At 74.9% G+C, this 15,881-nt stretch carries 18 protein-coding genes and 4 tRNA genes; 10 read left to right on the top strand and 12 right to left on the bottom strand.

Annotated features, from left to right (window positions below; translation table 11 throughout):
- Nucleotides 1-33 precede the first annotated feature (33 nt).
- The 3 genes from BUE37_RS22010 to BUE37_RS22020 are packed head-to-tail and all read right to left on the bottom strand — an operon-like array spanning nt 34 to nt 1,454.
- Complete coding sequence (locus BUE37_RS22010) at nt 34-579, bottom strand: MOSC N-terminal beta barrel domain-containing protein (RefSeq protein WP_083629021.1); 546 nt, start codon at nt 577-579, stop codon at nt 34-36.
- A 21-nt stretch (nt 580-600) separates the two neighbouring features.
- Complete coding sequence (locus BUE37_RS22015; protein WP_175562962.1) at nt 601-981, bottom strand: HNH endonuclease; 381 nt, start codon at nt 979-981, stop codon at nt 601-603.
- A gap of 44 nt (nt 982-1,025) precedes the next feature.
- Nucleotides 1,026-1,454, bottom strand: coding sequence for a hypothetical protein (locus BUE37_RS22020; RefSeq protein WP_073422589.1), 429 nt, complete (start codon nt 1,452-1,454; stop codon nt 1,026-1,028).
- Nucleotides 1,455-1,567: 113 nt separating this feature from the next.
- Here BUE37_RS22020 and BUE37_RS22025 point away from each other — a divergent pair, with 113 nt between their 5' ends.
- Nucleotides 1,568-2,110, top strand: a complete 543-nt coding sequence (locus BUE37_RS22025) for a dihydrofolate reductase family protein (protein ID WP_073422590.1) — start codon at nt 1,568-1,570, stop codon at nt 2,108-2,110.
- Nucleotides 2,111-2,195: 85 nt separating this feature from the next.
- Here BUE37_RS22025 and BUE37_RS22030 read toward each other — a convergent pair whose 3' ends face one another.
- The 5 genes from BUE37_RS22030 to BUE37_RS22050 all read right to left on the bottom strand — a co-directional run bounded on the left by BUE37_RS22030 (nt 2,196) and on the right by BUE37_RS22050 (nt 5,219).
- Nucleotides 2,196-2,897 (bottom strand): VOC family protein, encoded by a 702-nt coding sequence (locus BUE37_RS22030; RefSeq protein WP_073422591.1) that lies wholly within the window; start codon nt 2,895-2,897, stop codon nt 2,196-2,198.
- 138 nt (nt 2,898-3,035) lie between these two features.
- Nucleotides 3,036-3,107 (bottom strand) — tRNA-Val (locus BUE37_RS22035).
- Between the two features lie 26 nt (nt 3,108-3,133).
- A complete protein-coding gene (locus BUE37_RS22040; RefSeq protein WP_245794872.1) occupies nt 3,134-3,598 on the bottom strand; it encodes a PGPGW domain-containing protein in 465 nt (154 codons plus the stop codon).
- 14 nt (nt 3,599-3,612) lie between these two features.
- Nucleotides 3,613-4,572, bottom strand: a complete 960-nt coding sequence (locus BUE37_RS22045; protein ID WP_073422592.1) for an anti-sigma factor domain-containing protein — start codon at nt 4,570-4,572, stop codon at nt 3,613-3,615.
- The gene (locus tag BUE37_RS22050; protein WP_245794874.1) at nt 4,569-5,219 is read right to left on the bottom strand and encodes a sigma-70 family RNA polymerase sigma factor; all 651 of its coding nucleotides are present in this window, start codon (nt 5,217-5,219) and stop codon (nt 4,569-4,571) included. The genes BUE37_RS22045 and BUE37_RS22050 overlap by 4 nt, the downstream gene beginning before the upstream one ends.
- Nucleotides 5,220-5,368: 149 nt before the next feature.
- Here BUE37_RS22050 and BUE37_RS22055 point away from each other — a divergent pair, with 149 nt between their 5' ends.
- The 4 genes from BUE37_RS22055 (at nt 5,369) to BUE37_RS22070 (ending at nt 6,207) form a co-directional block, all read left to right on the top strand.
- Nucleotides 5,369-5,827 carry an SsgA family sporulation/cell division regulator gene (locus BUE37_RS22055; protein WP_073422594.1) on the top strand — a complete coding sequence of 153 codons (459 nt, stop codon included), beginning with the start codon at nt 5,369-5,371 and terminating at the stop codon, nt 5,825-5,827.
- 69 nt (nt 5,828-5,896) lie between these two features.
- Nucleotides 5,897-5,969, top strand: a tRNA-Gly gene (locus tag BUE37_RS22060).
- A gap of 43 nt (nt 5,970-6,012) precedes the next feature.
- Nucleotides 6,013-6,083, top strand: a tRNA-Cys gene (locus BUE37_RS22065).
- Between the two features lie 49 nt (nt 6,084-6,132).
- Nucleotides 6,133-6,207, top strand: a tRNA-Val gene (locus BUE37_RS22070).
- Nucleotides 6,208-6,276: 69 nt separating this feature from the next.
- On the opposite strand, the gene coaE is transcribed toward BUE37_RS22070, so the two are convergent.
- Nucleotides 6,277-6,888, bottom strand: coding sequence for a dephospho-CoA kinase (gene coaE / locus BUE37_RS22075; RefSeq protein WP_073422595.1), 612 nt, complete (start codon nt 6,886-6,888; stop codon nt 6,277-6,279).
- Between the two features lie 158 nt (nt 6,889-7,046).
- Between coaE and BUE37_RS22080 the strand changes: the two genes are divergently transcribed.
- Nucleotides 7,047-7,322, top strand: coding sequence for a hypothetical protein (locus BUE37_RS22080; RefSeq protein WP_073422596.1), 276 nt, complete (start codon nt 7,047-7,049; stop codon nt 7,320-7,322).
- Between the two features lie 154 nt (nt 7,323-7,476).
- On the opposite strand, the gene rpsA is transcribed toward BUE37_RS22080, so the two are convergent.
- Nucleotides 7,477-8,949, bottom strand: a complete 1,473-nt coding sequence (rpsA, locus tag BUE37_RS22085; protein ID WP_073422597.1) for a 30S ribosomal protein S1 — start codon at nt 8,947-8,949, stop codon at nt 7,477-7,479.
- Between the two features lie 213 nt (nt 8,950-9,162).
- Here rpsA and BUE37_RS22090 point away from each other — a divergent pair, with 213 nt between their 5' ends.
- Entirely contained in the window at nt 9,163-10,002 is an 840-nt protein-coding gene (locus BUE37_RS22090; RefSeq protein ID WP_139253098.1) for a class I SAM-dependent methyltransferase, read from the top strand.
- Between the two features lie 95 nt (nt 10,003-10,097).
- The gene (locus BUE37_RS22095) at nt 10,098-10,349 is read left to right on the top strand and encodes a DUF4242 domain-containing protein (RefSeq protein WP_073422598.1); all 252 of its coding nucleotides are present in this window, start codon (nt 10,098-10,100) and stop codon (nt 10,347-10,349) included.
- Nucleotides 10,350-10,395: 46 nt separating this feature from the next.
- On the opposite strand, the gene polA is transcribed toward BUE37_RS22095, so the two are convergent.
- On the bottom strand, nt 10,396-13,134 hold the full coding sequence (polA, locus tag BUE37_RS22100; RefSeq protein WP_073422599.1) for a DNA polymerase I: 2,739 nt from the start codon (nt 13,132-13,134) through the stop codon (nt 10,396-10,398).
- Nucleotides 13,135-13,215: 81 nt separating this feature from the next.
- Here polA and BUE37_RS22105 point away from each other — a divergent pair, with 81 nt between their 5' ends.
- Entirely contained in the window at nt 13,216-13,620 is a 405-nt protein-coding gene (locus BUE37_RS22105) for a PaaI family thioesterase (protein WP_073422600.1), read from the top strand.
- A 25-nt stretch (nt 13,621-13,645) separates the two neighbouring features.
- Here BUE37_RS22105 and BUE37_RS22110 read toward each other — a convergent pair whose 3' ends face one another.
- Entirely contained in the window at nt 13,646-14,272 is a 627-nt protein-coding gene (locus tag BUE37_RS22110) for a GNAT family N-acetyltransferase (protein WP_073422601.1), read from the bottom strand.
- A 357-nt stretch (nt 14,273-14,629) separates the two neighbouring features.
- Between BUE37_RS22110 and BUE37_RS22115 the strand changes: the two genes are divergently transcribed.
- Nucleotides 14,630-15,880, top strand: coding sequence for a branched-chain amino acid ABC transporter permease (locus BUE37_RS22115; RefSeq protein WP_245794876.1), 1,251 nt, complete (start codon nt 14,630-14,632; stop codon nt 15,878-15,880).
- Nucleotide 15,881 lies beyond the last annotated feature (1 nt).

Genomic DNA, 15,881 nt, shown 5'->3' on the forward strand with positions numbered 1-15,881 from the left:
GTGCTGACCTCCTCCCCGCGGGGGCCGCCTCGGCTAGGCGGGGACGACCTCGTCGCCGACCGCGACCGTGCCGGGCTCGGCCACCTCGGCGTAGACGCCCAGGCAGTGCCTCGGCAGGCGGGTGACCTCCAGCACGGCGGTGCCGAGGCGCAGCCGCCGCCCCACCCAGGTGCGCTCGTCGGCGTCGGGGAGGTCGCCGGGCAGGTCGAGCACGAGGTTCGCGCGGGGGTCGTCGGCGCCGCACCCGGCCGGGACGACGCCCGCGGCGGCGCGGTCGAGCGCCTGCCGGGACACCAGGTGCACCGCGGCCGCGCCGTCGGGGCGCTCCGTCAGCGGCTGCAGGTGCACCGGCCGGCCCAGCGCGGCGGTGAGGGCGGCGGCGTCGGCGCCGGCGTCGCCGGTGGGGGCGACGGCGGCCAGCCCGGGCGCGTCCTTCCCGCGCAGCACCCGCCCGCCGGCGTCGACGACGGCGCTCGCGCGGTCCCCGGCCAGCCCGGCGGGACCGACGTCGGCGCGCTCCAGCGGCGTCCCCGCGCAGCCGCGCACCGGGTAGACCGAGATGCCGACGACGGTGCCCACGGCGGCCACGCTAGCCGCGGCTCAGGCGGCGCGGGCGCCCCGCCGGCGCAGCCGCCGCAGCTGGGAGTCGAGGTAGGGCCGGGCCCGGCGCTGCCCGCCGCGCTCGGCGATGGCGGCGGACAGGGCGGCGAGCAGGCGGGCCAGCCGCGCCTCGTCGGCCGGCCAGCCGCGGCGCAGGCACTCCTCGAGCCACTCCACCGGCGCGGTGTGCCCGCGCTCGCCGTTGCACCGCCCGCAGGCGGCGACCTCGTTCTCCAGCCACGACGGGCCGCCCTTGACGCGCGGCACGACGTGCTCGGTGGTCGGCGTGACGTGCCCGGTGAGCGTGCGCCCGCACCAGATGCAGGTGGGGCCGTCGCGTTCCACGGCCGCGTCCAGGCGGGCGGCCCTGTCCAGTGCCATCTCCCCCATGGTGCGCCCGATCGGCGCGGAGGCGGCGGGTGCGGTCAGTCGCGCCGGCGCCGCCCGGCCACCCGGTGCCGGCGGGGCAGCACCGCCGCCGTGAGGGCGTTCTCCCGCCGTCGGCGGACGGCCCGCCGGAACCCCTCCCGGCCGGGACTCGAGCCGGGCGGGTACGCCGACCAGACGAGCTCGCCCTCCCCGGCGTCGTCGCCGGTCCGCTCGTGCAGGCGGCCGAGGACCCGGTCCGCCAGCGCGTCGTCGGCGAGCAGCACCGCCCACTCGTCGGCGGGGCGGCCCTCCTCGGCCAGCGCCTCGCCGATCGCGCCGAAGACGCCCGGCCCGAACGCGGCCAGTGCGAGGTCGCCGACCACGGCGTGCGCGGCGTCGACGGCCACCCCCGCCTCGAGCGCGACCTCCAGCTCGACGACGGCGCGCAGGGTGTACGGGTCGAGGCCAGGCCCGGTCCGCTCCACCGCCGCATCGTGTCAGGACGGCGGGTCACGCACCGATGAGAAACGGGATCGTCCAGTGTCTGACCCGACGAGAACGGCCGACAGGGCCGTCCGGGAGCTGTGAGGAGCACGACATGGGCGTCATCCGGGTGCACGAGTTCACCACCGTCGACGGGGTCGTCGACGCGCCGATGTGGACGATGGACTACGGGTTCCCCGAGGACCTGGCCGCCTCGATCGGCGCGCTCACCGCGCCCGCCGGCGGCATCCTGCTGGGCCGCACGACCTTCGAGATGTTCGCGCCGGCGTGGTCCACCCGCACCGCCGACGACGACCCGGGCGCGCCCTTCTTCAACGACACGACCAAGTACGTCGTGTCCTCGACGCTGACCGACGCCGAGTCGGTGTGGCGGAACTCGACCGCCGTCGGCGGGTACGACGCCGGCCGGATCCGGGAGCTCAAGGCCGACCGCGACCTCTACGTCAGCGGCAGCGCCACCCTGGTGCGCGCCCTGGTCGCCGACGGCCTCGTCGACGAGCTGCACCTCTACGTCTACCCGGTCGCCGTCGGCACGGGCATCCACCTGTTCCCCGAGGGCACCGAGCAGAAGCTGTCCCTGCTGGGCGTCGAGGCGCTGAGCAACGGGGTCGCGCACCTCACCTACGGCCCCGCCTGACCGACCGGTCACCCGGGGGCCGGGCTCCCCGCCGGGAGCCCGGCCCCCGGCACGTCCACGACCGGCACGTCCACGGCGAGCGCGCTCAGAGCAGCCGGAACCCGGTGCCGTCGGGGTCGACGAGCTCGACCGCGCCACCGGCGGTGGTCCCGGCGCGGGCGGCGCCGAGGCCGACCAGGCGGTCCGCCTCGGCCTCCCGGTCGCCGCCGTCCGGCACGAGGTCCAGGTGCAGCCGGCCACGGCCGGTCCCCGGCGCCGGCGGCGACCCGCCCCAGGTGACCTTCGGCCCGCCCCGCGGTGACTGCACCGCCGTCTCCTCGCCCTCGTCCCACACCAGCGGCCACGCGAGCGCGGCGGCCCAGAACAGGCCGACGGCGCGGGTGCCGTCACAGGCCACCGCCCCGACCGGGCCGCAGCCCTCGAGGAAGCGGTTGCCCGCCTCGATGACGCAGAACTCGTTGCCCTCCGGGTCGGCGAGCACCACGTGCTCCTCCTCCGGGAGCTGGCCGACGTCGAGGTGCCGGCCGCCGAGCGCCAGCGCCCGCTCCACCGTCGCCCGCTGGTCGCCGGGCGTCGCGCTGGTCAGGTCCAGGTGCATGCGGTTGCGGCCGGCGCGGGGCCGCGCCGTCGGCAGGAACCGCAGCCGCAGGCCAGGGTCCTCCCCCGGCGGCACGTCGACCCCGCCGGGTCCCTCGACGGTGTCCCGCCCGAGCAGGCCGGCCCAGAAGCGGGCGAGCGCGGCCGGGTCGTGCGCGCCGACGGCCAGTGCGTCCAGGTGGCAGGACATCCCGCTCCTCGGTCCCCGGGGCGGACACCCGCCACGGCCGCGGACGGTAGGCGGTCCGCGGCGCGCGGTCGACGCGGTTTCCGTCCCCGGGAACGGCGAGAGCCCCGGACCTCGTGGTCCGGGGCTCTCGCGCCGGGGTGGGCGATACTGGGTTCGAACCAGTGACCTCTTCGGTGTGAACGAAGCGCTCTACCACTGAGCCAATCGCCCGCTGCGCCGTCCATGATGCCAGACGGTCACCGCCAGAGCGGCACCCACCCCGGCACCCAGTCCGGCACGCCCGTCAGGTGCAGCGTGACGACCAGGACGCCGTAGACGAAGGCCGCCGTCAGCACGCCGATGCCCAGCCGCACCCACACCGGCTGCCGGCCGACCCAGTCGGTCCAGGCACGGACGTGCCGCCGGGTGAACTCCAGCAGCCGCTCGGCCCACATGAACTCGGTGGCGAGCACGAACAGGCCCGCGATGACCGTCAGCCAACCCGGCCCCGGCAGCGGGATGGTGGCCAGCCCGACGGCGACGACCAGCCCGCCCACGATGCCGACGCCCATCCGGTAGGCGTGGTCGATCGACCGGCGGGCGGCGATGCGTCGCCGCCAGCCCGAGTCGGCCACCCGCTCGCGCAGGCTCTCGTGCCCGTCCCGCTCCCGCCGCGTCCCCGCGGTCGGTCCGGCCGGCGCCTCCCGAGGGAGGGGCGGCACGGTCTCCTGTCCGCTCAGCTGCTCACCTGCCCGCTCGCGACCACGTCCGTCGGTTCCGACGGAGCCTGACGGCCGGGCTCGATGCTGACGGCATACGCCTCGTAGTCGTCGAGACCGGTCGAGGCGGAGCCTACGGCCCGGAGGTCGGTCTGTGGGGAGACGACGTCGAAGGTGCCGAGCGGCACCGGGTCGGTCTCGGTCATCCCCCACACGACGTAGGTGGTCGCGTCGCGGTCGTTGAGGCGCAGCCCGTGCGTGACCACCTGCAGCTCGCCGTCGCGGGCGACGACCGTGGCGACGTCGTGGCCGTCGTCGTCGGTGACCGGCGCGATGGTGGCGCGGCCGGGCTGCAGGAGCGACTGCACGACGTCGGCCTGCTCGGCGGCGGCCGCCTGCGCCTCGTCCCGCGCGGAGCTGAGGACGACGTTCCAGGTGCCCAGCGCCAGGATCGCCGCGACCGCGGCGGCGACGAGGGCGTTGGGCAGCACGCGGCGCCACGCGGTCCGCTCCGGGCGCTCCTCCCCCGCCGGCGCGGGCACGTAGCTCGGGAAGCCGGTGGCCCGCGTGGAGCCGCCCCCGCCGGGGACGTCGGTGCGCCGCCGGCCGCCCGGCGGGCCGGGGACCTGTCGCGGACCGGCCGCCGGACCGCTTCCCGGACCGTTCACCGGGCCGGTCGCCGCGCCGGACAGCCCGGCGTCGGGCGCCCCGGCCGCCGACGGCGGGGGCGGCACCTGCTCGGTGCGCTCCACGGCGTCGCGCAGCCGGTCGCGCAGCCCCTCCGACGGCTCGGCCGGCGGCAGGTCGTTCGCCAGCGCGGCCATCACCTCGGAGGTCTCGGCGACGGTGCGCGCGCACCGCGCGCAGCCGGGCAGGTGCGGGGTGAACAGCGCCTCGTCCTCGGGCTCGAGCGCGTGCAGCGCCCACCCGACGGCGAGCTCGTCCCACGCCTCGTGGTCGTCGCGCGGCGCGCTCACCGGGCACCCCCGTCGACCGCCGCGGGACCGCTCAGGGCGCCGCCGGCCGTGGCGCCGCCGACCGCGCCGAGCTCCTCCTTGAGCCGGCGCATCCCGGCGAGCATGCGGGTCTTGACCGTGCCCAGCGGCGCGCGGGTCAGGGCCGCGACCTCCCGCTGCGTGTAGCCGCCGTAGTAGGCCAGGGTCAGCGCCTCCCGCTGGGCGTCGGGCAGCGTGCCCAGCGCCGTCCGCACCCGCTCGGACACGACCCGGCTCCACGCCTCGTCCTCGACGTCGGTGGCGGTGGTCGGGGCGGTGAGCGCCAGGTCGTCCTCGGCGCGCGCCTGGCGGCGCCGGTGGGCCTCCTCGCGGCGGACGGCGTCGACGGCCTTGTGGTGGACCATCGCCATCAGCCAGGAGGAGAAGCTGCCGCGCGCCCGGTCGTAGGCCCACGGGTCGCGCCAGACGCTCAGGAACACGTCCTGGACGACGTCCTCCGCGAGGGTGTCGTCCGCGAGGATCCGCCGGGCCAGCGCGAAGGCCGGGCGGCGGAAGCGGTCGTAGAGGTCGTCGACGGCGCCGCGGTCCCCCGCGCGCACGCGCAGCACGAGGTCGGCATCGCCGGAGTCGCCCTCCGGTCGTCGTGCCGGACGCGTCACGGCTCCCATCGTCACACGCCGCGTTCGCTGCGTGGAGGCCCGGCGGTTCACCGTCGTCCTCCTCCGCGGTCGCCCGCCCCACGGACCTCACCCGTCCGTGCGACACGCCCGGGCGCACCTCGGCGCAACATCCGGCGTCCCCGGTCGTTCTAGGAGTCATGGACCGCGACAGGGCACACCGCTCCTCCCCGGGGTACTCCGTCCCGACGACGCTGCACCTGGTCGGCCCGACGTCGTGGACCGAGGTCCCCGCCGTCCTGTCGTACGCGGTCAGCGACCCCTTCGCCGTGCGGATCGGGTTCGGCGAGCCCGGGGAGCCCGCCGACGACGGCGTCACCTGGCTGCTGGGCCGGGAGCTGCTGGCCGCGGGGCTGGAGCGGCCGGCCGGCGACGGCGACGTGCGGCTGTGGCCGGCGCGCACCAGCGGCGACGTCCTCTACCTGCACCTGCGCGCGCCCTCGGGCGAGGCGTTGTTCGAGCTGTCGCGGGCCACGGTGGCGGCGTTCCTGCAGCAGACCGAGGCCCTGGTGCCTCCCGGCCAGGAGACGGCGGCCCTCGCCGTCGACGAGGAGCTGGCGGCCCTGCTGTCCGGCGGGGCCGATCCGGGGGCCCGCTGACCCCCCGGGGGGACCCCCCGTGAAACCCCCCGCGGACGTCAGGTAGTGTTCTCCCTGCAAGACAGCAACGCGGACGTGGCTCAGTTGGTAGAGCATCACCTTGCCAAGGTGAGGGTCGCGGGTTCGAATCCCGTCGTCCGCTCGGGACCTCGGGCGCTGGTCGCGAGACCGGCGCTCGTGTGTGCGGTGGAGTGGCCGAGAGGCGAGGCAACGGCCTGCAAAGCCGTCTACACGGGTTCAAATCCCGTCTCCACCTCGCCTCCTCGCCGAGCGCGGTGGAGCGGGCCGGTCACCGCACCGGATCCGGGCGATTGGCTCAGTGGTAGAGCGCTACCTTGACACGGTAGAGGTCACTGGTTCGAACCCAGTATCGCCCACCAGCACGAGAGCCCCGGACCACCAGGTCCGGGGCTCTCGTCGTCCCGGCGGGCCCGTCGCCTCCGCCGGCCTCAGGACCCGTCCCGCTCCCCCAGCGCCGGCACGACCCGCTCCGCCCACAGCCGCTCGACCTGCGCGGCCAGCGCGTCGGGCGCGCCGCTGTTGTCCAGGACGACGTCGGCCACGGCGCGGCGCTGTTCGTCGGTGGCCTGGGCGGCGATGCGGGCGCGGGCGTCCTCCTCGGTCAGGCCACGCAGCAGCAGCCGTGCCACGCGCGTCTCGAGGTCGGCCTCGACGACGAGCACCAGGTCGTACTGCCCCGCCTGGCCGGTCTCCACGAGCAGCGGCACGTCCTGGACGACGACGGCGTCCGCCGCGGCGCCCGCCACGACCTCCTGGGCCCGGGCGCGCACCAGCGGGTGCACGATGCCGTCGAGCCGGGCGCGGGCCTCCGGATCGGCGAACACGATCGAGGCGAGCGCGGCGCGGTCGAGCGCGCCGTCGGCGGTCAGGACACCGGGGCCGAAGGAGCCGACGACGGCCGCCAGGCCCGGGGTGCCCGGCTCGACCACCTCCCGGGCGATCCGGTCGGCGTCGACGACCACCGCCCCGCGGGCGGCCAGCAGCGCCGCCACCGTGCTCTTCCCCGACCCGATCCCGCCGGTCAACCCGATCCGCAGCACGCACGGACCGTAACGACCGCGCCGGAGGCGGTCACGGACGGGTAACACCCGTCCCGTGTGCACGGCGCGTCGCACCAGTCACACGCGCCACTCCTCATAACGTCCGCCCCGTCGCTTCCCCATGGAGGGGGACGCAGCCGAGAGAGGCAGGCAGCCCGATGTCGCAGTCCCGCACCGCCGTCGCGACGGTCCCCGCCGGCCCCCGCACCCCGGGCCGCCACCGGGCGGAGCGCGCCGGGGGCATCCGGGTCGCCGACCTGCCGGCCGTCCGCGAGCGCCTCGTCGCGAACACCGCGGCGCACCCGATGCCGGCCCGCCGCACCTTCCTGCGCTGGCTGCTCGACGCCGCCCCGGCCGGCCGGCACACGTGGTCGTCGCTGGCCGCCGCCGGTGGCCGCCCGCGCTCGGCCTTCGCCATCATCCTGAGCCTCTGAGCCCGCGGGTCCCCGGAGCGGGGCCCTGCGACGGACGAGGGTGCCCGCCCGGACGGGGACGGCGGGCGGGCACCCTCCCCGCACACGACAGAGGCCCAGGACCTCGCGGGTCCTGGGCCTCTGTCGTCGATCAGACCGTCAGCCGGTCAGCGGGTCACTCCCCGCCGGCGAGCTTGGCGCGCAGCGCGGCGAGCGCCTCGTCGCTGGCCAGCGTGCCGCCGGTGCTGGCACCGGTGTCACCGGCCGGCGCGTCGCCACCGGAGCTGTAGTTGCCCCCGGCAGCCGCCTCGGCGTCGGCCTCGCGGGCCGCGGCGATCTGCTTGCGGTGCGCCTCGAAGCGGGACTGGGCCTCGGCGTACTGCCGCTCCCAGGTCTCGCGGGCCTCGTCGTAGCCCTCGAGCCACTCGCCGGTCTCCGGGTCGAAGCCCTCGGGGTAGATGTAGTTGCCCTGGTCGTCGTAGGAGGCCGACATGCCGTAGGCGGCGGGGTCGAACTGCTCCTCGTCGCCGATGACGCCCTCGTTGGCCTGCTTGAGCGACAGCGAGATGCGGCGCCGGTCGAGGTCGATGTCGATGACCTTGACGAGGATCTCGTCGCCGACCTGCACGACCTGCTCCGGGATCTCCACGTGGCGCTCGGCCAGCTCGGAGATGTGGACCAGGCCCTCGATGCCCTCGTCGACCCGGACGAACGCACCGAAGGGCACCAGCTTGGTGACCTTGCCCGGCACGACCTGGCCGATCTGGTGGGTGCGGGCGAACTGACGCCACGGGTCCTCCTGCGTCGCCTTCAGCGACAGGGAGACCCGCTCGCGGTCGAGGTCGACGTCGAGGACCTCGACGGTGACCTCCTGGCCCACCTCGACGACCTCGGACGGGTGGTCGATGTGCTTCCAGGACAGCTCGGAGACGTGCACGAGGCCGTCCACGCCGCCCAGGTCGACGAACGCGCCGAAGTTGACGATCGAGGAGACGACGCCGGTGCGCACCTGGCCGCGGGCGAGCTTGTTGAGGAACTCGCTGCGGACCTCGGACTGCGTCTGCTCCAGCCACTGCCGGCGGGACAGGACGACGTTGTTGCGGTTCTTGTCGAGCTCGATGATCTTGGCCTCGAGCTCGCGGCCCACGTAGGGCTGCAGGTCGCGCACGCGGCGCATCTCGACCAGCGAGGCGGGAAGGAACCCGCGCAGGCCGATGTCGAGGATGAGGCCGCCCTTGACGACCTCGATGACGGTGCCGGTGACGACCTCGTCGGCTTCCTTCTTGGCCTCGATCGTGCCCCAGGCGCGCTCGTACTGGGCGCGCTTCTTGGACAGGATCAGGCGGCCTTCCTTGTCCTCCTTCTGGAGGACGAGGGCTTCCACCTCGTCGCCGACCTTGACGACCTCGTTGGGGTCGACGTCGTGCTTGATGGACAGCTCGCGCGAGGGGATGACGCCCTCGGTCTTGTAGCCGATGTCCAGCAGCACCTCGTCCCGGTCGACCTTGACGATGACGCCTTCGACGATGTCGCCGTCGTTGAAGTACTTGATCGTCTGGTCGATCGCGGCGAGGAAGTCCTCGGCGGTGCCGATGTCGTTCACCGCGATCTGGGGGGTGCTGGAAGGACGGACCTGGGTGGAGGTCATGTGGTCGAGTGCTCCGGACGGGGGATGCGTAGGGACGGGGTGTCGCGGCCGGGTGACCGCGGATGCGGGGAGAGCCGGCGCGCGCCGATCCCTTGCGGGTACAGCACTAACAGACCTCAGGCGCATTCCCATGGTACGGACGCGGGCGCGCGCGGGTCCACCTGGGTGGGCGACCTCTGCCGGTCGGCCGCGGCGTGTCACGCTGGGCGTGTCATGATGCCGCCCCCCGCGCTCCCCCTCGGGCCCGACGGCTACCCCGCCGCGGGCGGGGTCGAGCGCCGCCCGGCCGGCGCCGGCGAGTCGTCCCGCGCCAACCGCGGCTGGTGGGACGCCGCGGCGCCCGCCTACCTCGCCGAGCACGGCGCCGACCTCGGCGACGTCGACTTCCTGTGGTGCCCGGAGGGGCTGCGGGAGGCCGACGCGCACCTGCTCGGCGACGTCGCCGGGCGGCGGGTGCTCGAGGTCGGCTGCGGGTCGGCGCCGTGCGCGCGCTGGCTGCGCCGGGCGGGGGCCGACGTCGTCGCGCTGGACCTGTCGGCCGGGATGCTCGCCCGGGCCGCGCAGCTGGGGCGCAGCACCGGCACGCCCGTCCCGCTGCTGCAGGCCGACGCCGGCGCGCTGCCGCTGGCCGCCGCGTCGTTCGACGTCGTCTGCTCGGCGTTCGGCGGGCTGCCGTTCGTGGCCGACGTCGAGGGGGCGCTGACCGAGGTGGCGCGGGTGCTGCGGCCCGGCGGGCGGTTCGCGGCGTCGGTGAACCACCCGTTCCGCTGGCCGCTGCCGGACTCCCCCGACCCGGACGACCTGCGGATCGTGTCGTCCTACTTCGACCGGCGGCCCTACGTGGAGACCGACGGTGCGGGGCGCACCGTCTACGTCGAGCACCACCGCACGGTCGGCGACTGGGTGCGCGCCGTCGTCGGGGCCGGCCTGGTGCTCGACGACCTGGTCGAGCCGGAGTGGACGCCCGGGCGCACGCAGGAGTGGGGCCAGTGGTCGCCGGCCCGCGGCGCGCTGGTGCCCGGGACGATGGTCCTGGTCGCGCACCGGCCCTGAGGTCCCGTGCGGCGACCCGTGGCCCCGCGGAGCGGCCCGGAGCACACTGCGCGCCGTCGTCCGGCACGTCCGGGGCCGGCGGCCGAGGAGGCGACATGCCGCTGTACATGGACGTCCACCACAAGGTCGACGGTCTGACCGCCGACGCGGTCCACGGGGCGCACCAGCGCGACCTCGAGGTCCAGGAGAAGTACGGCGTCCGCTACGAGAGGTACTGGTTCGACGAGGCCTCGGGCAAGGTCTTCTGCCTGGTGCACGCACCCGACGCCGAGTCCGCCGCGGCGGTGCACCGGGAGGCGCACGGCCTGGTCGCCGACGAGATCACCGAGGTCCACGAGGGCTCCTGACGCCGCACCCTGACCCTCCACGTCAGGTGGAGGGTCAGGGTGGTCGTCAGTGGGCGGCGGCGTCCCAGCTGCTGCCGACGCCAACGGAGACCTCCAGCGGCACCGACAGCTCCGCCGCGCCGGCCATCTCCCGGCGGACCAGCGCCTCCAGCGCCTCCCGCTCCCCCGGCGCCACCTCGAGCACGAGTTCGTCGTGCACCTGCAGCAGCATCCGCGACCGCAGGCCCTCGGCCTCGATCCCCCGCTCGACGCCGAGCATCGCCACCTTGATGACGTCGGCCGCCGAGCCCTGGATCGGGGCGTTGAGCGCCATCCGCTCGGCCATCTGCCGGCGCTGGCCGTTGTCGCTGGTCAGGTCCGGCAGGTACCGGCGCCGGCCGAGCGTGGTCTCGGTGTAGCCGCGCAGCCGGGCCTCCTCGACGACGCCGTCGAGGTAGTCGCGGATGCCGCCGAAGCGCTCGAAGTAGGCGTGCATCTGACCGCGCGCCTCCTCCGGGGTGATCCGCAGCTGCTGCGCGAGCCCGTAGGCCGACAGCCCGTAGGCCAGGCCGTAGCTCATCGCCTTGATCCGCCGGCGCATCTCCGGGTCGACCTGGTCGATCGGGATGTCGTAGGCCCGCGACGCGACGAAGGAGTGCAGGTCCTCCCCCGAGGTGAACGCCTCGATCAGCCCGGCGTCCTCCGACAGGTGGGCCATGATCCGCATCTCGATCTGGCTGTAGTCGGCCGTCATCAGCGTCTCGTAGCCGCTGCCGACGACGAACGCCTGCCGGATCCGGCGGCCCTCGGCGGTCCGGATCGGGATGTTCTGCAGGTTCGGGTCGGTCGAGGACAGCCGGCCCGTGGCGGCGATCGTCTGCTGGAACGTGGTGTGGATGCGGCCACCGTCGTCGACCATGGGGATCAGCCCGTCGATGACCGTGCGCAGCCGCGTGACGTCGCGGTGGCGCATCAGGTGCTCGAGGAAGGGGTGCCCGGTCTGCGCCAGCAGCGAGGTGAGCGCCTCGGCGTCGGTGGTGTACCCGGACTTGATCTTCTTGGTCTTCGGCAGGCCCAGCTCGTCGAACAGCACCGCCTGCAGCTGCTTGGGCGAGCCGAGGTTGATCTCCCGGCCGATGACGGCGTAGGCCTCGGCGGCCGCGGCGGCCACGCCCTCGGCGAACTCGCGCTGCAGCTCGGTGAGCAGGTCCATGTCGGCGGCGATGCCGCGCTGCTCCATCCGGGCGAGCACCCGGGTGAGCGGCAGCTCCATCCCCTCGAGGAGGTGGTCGCCGCCCTTCTGGCCGAGCACCTGCTCGAGGGCGTCGGAGAGGTCGTTGACCGCGACGGCCTTGAGGACGTCGGCGTGCGCGGCCTCGGCGGCGATGTCGGCCTCGGTGGGGCCCATCCCGTCGAGCGTCATCTGGCTCTCGGGCTCGGCGGCGTCCTTGAGCTCCCGCTTGAGGTAGCGCACCGAGAGGTCGGCGAGGTCGAACGAGCGCTGCCCCGGCGTGGCCAGGTAGGCGGCGAGCGCGGTGTCGCTGACCAGGCCCCGCAGGTCCCACCCGCGCGCCCACACGGCGAGCAGCGGGCCCTTGACGTCGTGGGCGACCTTCTCGACGGCGGGGTCGGACAGCCACTCGGCCAGCGCCTGCTCGTCGGCGGCGTCCAGGCCCGGCCCGAGGTCGACGAAGACGGCGTGGTCGTCGCCGGCGGCCAGCGCGATCCCGGTCAGCTCCCCGGTGCCGCGGCCCCAGGTGCCGCGCAGGACCACCCCGGTGCGGCCGGTGCGGGCGTGCGCGTCGAGCCAGGCGCCGAGCTCCCCGGGGGCCACCTCGTCGGCGGTCACGTCGAAGCCGCCCTCGACCTCCGGCTCCGCGCTGCTGAGCGTGGCGAACAGCCGGTCGCGGAGCACCCGGAACTGCAGGTTGTCGAAGAGGGTGTGCACCTCGTTGCGGTCCCAGGCGCGGACGGCGAGGTCCTGCGGGCCGAGCTCGAGGGACACCTGCCGGTCGAGCTCGGTGAGCCGCCGGTTCTGCAGGACCGACGACAGGTGCTCGCGCAGCTTCTCCCCGACCTTGCCCTTCACCGTGTTGACCCGATCGACGAGCTCGTCGAGGGAGCCGTACTCGCGGATCCACTTGGCCGCGGTCTTCTCCCCCACGCTCGGGATGCTGGGGAGGTTGTCGCTCGGGTCGCCCCGCAGCGCCGCGAAGTCGGGGTACTGGACCGGGGTCAGCCCGTACTTGGTCTCGACCTCCTCCGGGGTGAACCGGGTGAGGTCGGAGACGCCCTTGCGCGGGTACAGCACGGTCACGTGCTCGTTGACCAGCTGCAGCGCGTCGCGGTCGCCGGTGCAGATGAGCACGTCCATGCCCTGCTCGACGGCCTGCACGGTGAGCGTGGCGATGACGTCGTCGGCCTCGTAGCCCGGCGCGGTGATCACCGGGACGCGCAGGGCGCCGAGCACCTCCTGGATGAGGCTCACCTGTCCGCGGAAGTCGGTGGGGCTCTCGCTGCGGTTGGCCTTGTACTCCGCGTAGATCTCGCTGCGGAAGGTCTGCCGGCCGACGTCGAAGGCGACGGCGAGGTGCGTCGGCTGCTCGTCGCGCAGCACGTTGATCAGCATCGACGTGAAGCCGTAGACGGCGTTGGTGGGCTGGCCCGTCGTCGTGGAGAAGTTCTCCACCGGCAGCGCGAAGAACGCGCGGTAGGCCAGCGAGTGCCCGTCGAGGAGCAGCAGGCGCGGCCGCGTCCCCGGACTCGAGGGGGCGGTGGGCGCGGAGGTGGTCACCGGAGCGGACATCGACGACGATCCTAGGTCCGCACGACGACGTTCCCGGCCCCTGCCGGGCCGTCCCCGCGGCCGCTGGCTAGCGTGCCGGGGGTGACGACGCCTCCCCCGGAGTGGCTGCCGCCGAGCGCGGCCAGCCCGCTCGACGACAAGCTCGGCATCGAGATCGTCGACTTCCGGCCCGACCGGCTCGTGGCCACCATGCCGGTCGAGGGCAACCAGCAGCCCTTCGGCCTGCTGCACGGCGGCGCCACCTGCTCGCTGGTGGAGACCGTCGGCTCGTGGGCGGCGATGATCAACGCCGGCCCCGGGAAGAAGGCCGTCGGCGTCGAGCTCAACGCCAGCTACCTCCGCGCGGCCACGTCGGGCACGGTCACCGCCGTCTGCACGCCCGCGCGGATCGGCCGCACGCTGTCGACGTTCATGGTCGAGGTCACCGACGACCGCGGCCGCCGGACGGCGACCGCCCGGCTGACCTGCGCGATCCTGCCCGCCTGACCGGCCCAGCGGACCGGCCCGGCTCTCAGCGCGCCCGGGCCGGCGCCTCGGGACGCACGTCGGTCGGGACCACCACGGGCAGCACGCGCGGCAGCGGCGGGCGGCGGCGCGGCACCGGCCGCCGCGGCAGGCTCAGCCCGCCGCGCAGCCGGCCGGCCAGCACCCGCGCGAGCGTCTCCCGCGGCACGATCCGGCGGGTGGTGAGCGGGGCGAAGCCCATCCGGGCGAAGAACCGCTGCCGCTCGGCCTCGTGCCCGCCGACGGCGGCGACGACGTGGAGGGCGCCCAGTTCCTCGGCGTAGGCGGCCGCGGCGGCGAGCAGCGCGGTGCCCGCGCCGTGCCGGCGGTGGTCGCGGTGCACGACGAGGTTGTCGACGGTCACCTGGGGGACGCCGAGCACCGTCGACAGCGGGTCCAGCCCGAGCACCGCGAGGCCGACGGCGACCTCGCCGGCCGAGTCCGGACCCGGCGCGGCGTCGCCCGGCAGCACGGCGAGCACGACCCGGTGACCGGGGTCGGCGAGCAGCCGGCGGAACCCGACCGCCGCGGCGGCGCCCGGCGTCTGGCCGGTGAGCACCCCCTCGGCGTGGGCCTCGGCGCGGTGCTGCCGTACGAGCGACAGCACCGCGGGCAGGTCCTCGGGACGCGCCACGCGCGTCGTGACGCCAGACCGCTGACCGGTTCCTGACACGGGAGTCCTCCCCTGGACGGTGGCGAGATCGTCCACCCGGTCCCGCGGCTCGCCCGCGGCGACGCGCCGGGGTGGGACAGGAGTGATCACCGCGGCCCGCCGGAGATCTCGCTCGGGTCACAGGTGGGACTCGAGGGAACGGCGACGCAACAGGCCTGGGTTACCGTCACGCCTCCTGCCCGCGCAGTGTCCTTCGACACTGCGCCTGAGCACTGCCACGACCAGGGAGGTTGTGTGAGGCACCCGTCAGCCACCTCGGGGCGACCCGGGCCGCACCGGAGCGCGATCCGCCCGGGCCCCGGCGCCGTCGCCCGAGGCGTGCTGCTGCGGCTCCTGCTCGTCCTCGTCGCCGCCACCGGGATGGCCTTCCTGGCCCCCGGGATCGCGAGCGCCGAGGGTGAGCAGGTGCTGGGCACGTTGCAGACCAGCCGGTCCGGCCCCATCGAGGGCGTCGAGGTCACCGTCACCCAAGCCGGCGGCCAGGAGATCGACAGCGTCGAGACCGACGAGGAGGGCCGCTGGTCGGTCGACCTCCCCGGCCCCGGTGACTACACCGTCACCATCGACGCCGACGACCTGCCCGAGGGCGTGGAGCTGGCCGGAGCGGACAACCGCACCGTCACCGTCGACGAGGGTCGCCGCCAGGCGGTCATCATCGGGCTCGAGGACGGCAGCCGCGGCGGCGGGGGCGGCACGGTCCGCGCCGTCCAGCTGCTCGTCGACGGCATCCGGTTCGGCCTGCTGATCGCCATGGCCGCCGTCGGCCTGTCGCTGATCTTCGGCACCACCGGCCTGACCAACTTCGCGCACGGCGAGCTGGTCACGATCGGCGCCGTCGTCGCCTGGTACGTCAACGTCTCCGGCGGCGTCCCGCTCATCGCCGCGACGCTGATCGCGATGGTCGCCGGCGCAGCCGTCGGCGCCCTCAACGAGCTCGCGCTGTGGCGCCCGCTGCGCCGCCGCGGCACCGGCCTGATCGCCGCGCTCGTGGTCTCGATCGGCCTGTCGCTGCTGCTGCGCTACCTGATCCAGATCGTCTACGGCGGGCGGTCGAGCCCGTACCAGGTCGCCACCGGGCGGGCCGTCGACTACGGCCTGTTCACGCTGACCAACCGCGCGCTCGTGTCGATCGTCGTGTCGCTCGTCGTCCTGGTGCTGGTGGCCGTGATGCTGCAGCGCACCAAGATCGGCAAGGCCATGCGCGCGGTCGCCGACAACCGCGACCTCGCCGCGTCCTCGGGCATCGACGTCAACCGCGTCATCCTCGTCGTCTGGATGATGGGTGGCGCGCTGGCCGCGCTCGGCGGCGTGCTGCTGGGCCTGTCCGACCAGGTGCAGTGGGACATGGGCTTCCGCCTGCTGCTGCTGATGTTCGCCGGCGTCACCCTCGGTGGCCTCGGCACCGCCTACGGCGCCCTCGTGGGCAGCCTCATCGTGGGCGTGTTCGTGCAGATGTCGACCCTCGTCATCCCGAATGACGTGAAGTACGTCGGAGGGCTGCTGCTCTTGATCGTCATCCTCGTCATCCGGCCCCAGGGCATCCTGGGCAGCCGGGTCCGGATCGGCTGAG

The sequence above is a fragment of the Geodermatophilus nigrescens genome, assembly GCF_900129495.1.
In the GTDB taxonomy this organism is placed as follows: domain Bacteria; phylum Actinomycetota; class Actinomycetes; order Mycobacteriales; family Geodermatophilaceae; genus Geodermatophilus; species Geodermatophilus nigrescens.

What these genes read in the sequence shown, in the direction of transcription:
- polA (WP_073422599.1), bottom strand. Translation starts at nt 13,134, where the DNA reads ATGTCCGCTCCGGTGACCACCTCCGCGCCCACCGCCCCCTCGAGTCCG.
- BUE37_RS22095 (WP_073422598.1), top strand. Translation starts at nt 10,098, where the DNA reads ATGCCGCTGTACATGGACGTCCACCACAAGGTCGACGGTCTGACCGCC.
- BUE37_RS22055 (WP_073422594.1), top strand. Translation starts at nt 5,369, where the DNA reads ATGGACCGCGACAGGGCACACCGCTCCTCCCCGGGGTACTCCGTCCCG.
- BUE37_RS22030 (WP_073422591.1), bottom strand. Translation starts at nt 2,897, where the DNA reads ATGTCCTGCCACCTGGACGCACTGGCCGTCGGCGCGCACGACCCGGCC.
- BUE37_RS22080 (WP_073422596.1), top strand. Translation starts at nt 7,047, where the DNA reads ATGTCGCAGTCCCGCACCGCCGTCGCGACGGTCCCCGCCGGCCCCCGC.
- BUE37_RS22015 (WP_175562962.1), bottom strand. Translation starts at nt 981, where the DNA reads ATGGCACTGGACAGGGCCGCCCGCCTGGACGCGGCCGTGGAACGCGAC.
- rpsA (WP_073422597.1), bottom strand. Translation starts at nt 8,949, where the DNA reads ATGACCTCCACCCAGGTCCGTCCTTCCAGCACCCCCCAGATCGCGGTG.
- BUE37_RS22050 (WP_245794874.1), bottom strand. Translation starts at nt 5,219, where the DNA reads ATGGGAGCCGTGACGCGTCCGGCACGACGACCGGAGGGCGACTCCGGC.
- BUE37_RS22025 (WP_073422590.1), top strand. Translation starts at nt 1,568, where the DNA reads ATGGGCGTCATCCGGGTGCACGAGTTCACCACCGTCGACGGGGTCGTC.
- BUE37_RS22090 (WP_139253098.1), top strand. Translation starts at nt 9,163, where the DNA reads ATGATGCCGCCCCCCGCGCTCCCCCTCGGGCCCGACGGCTACCCCGCC.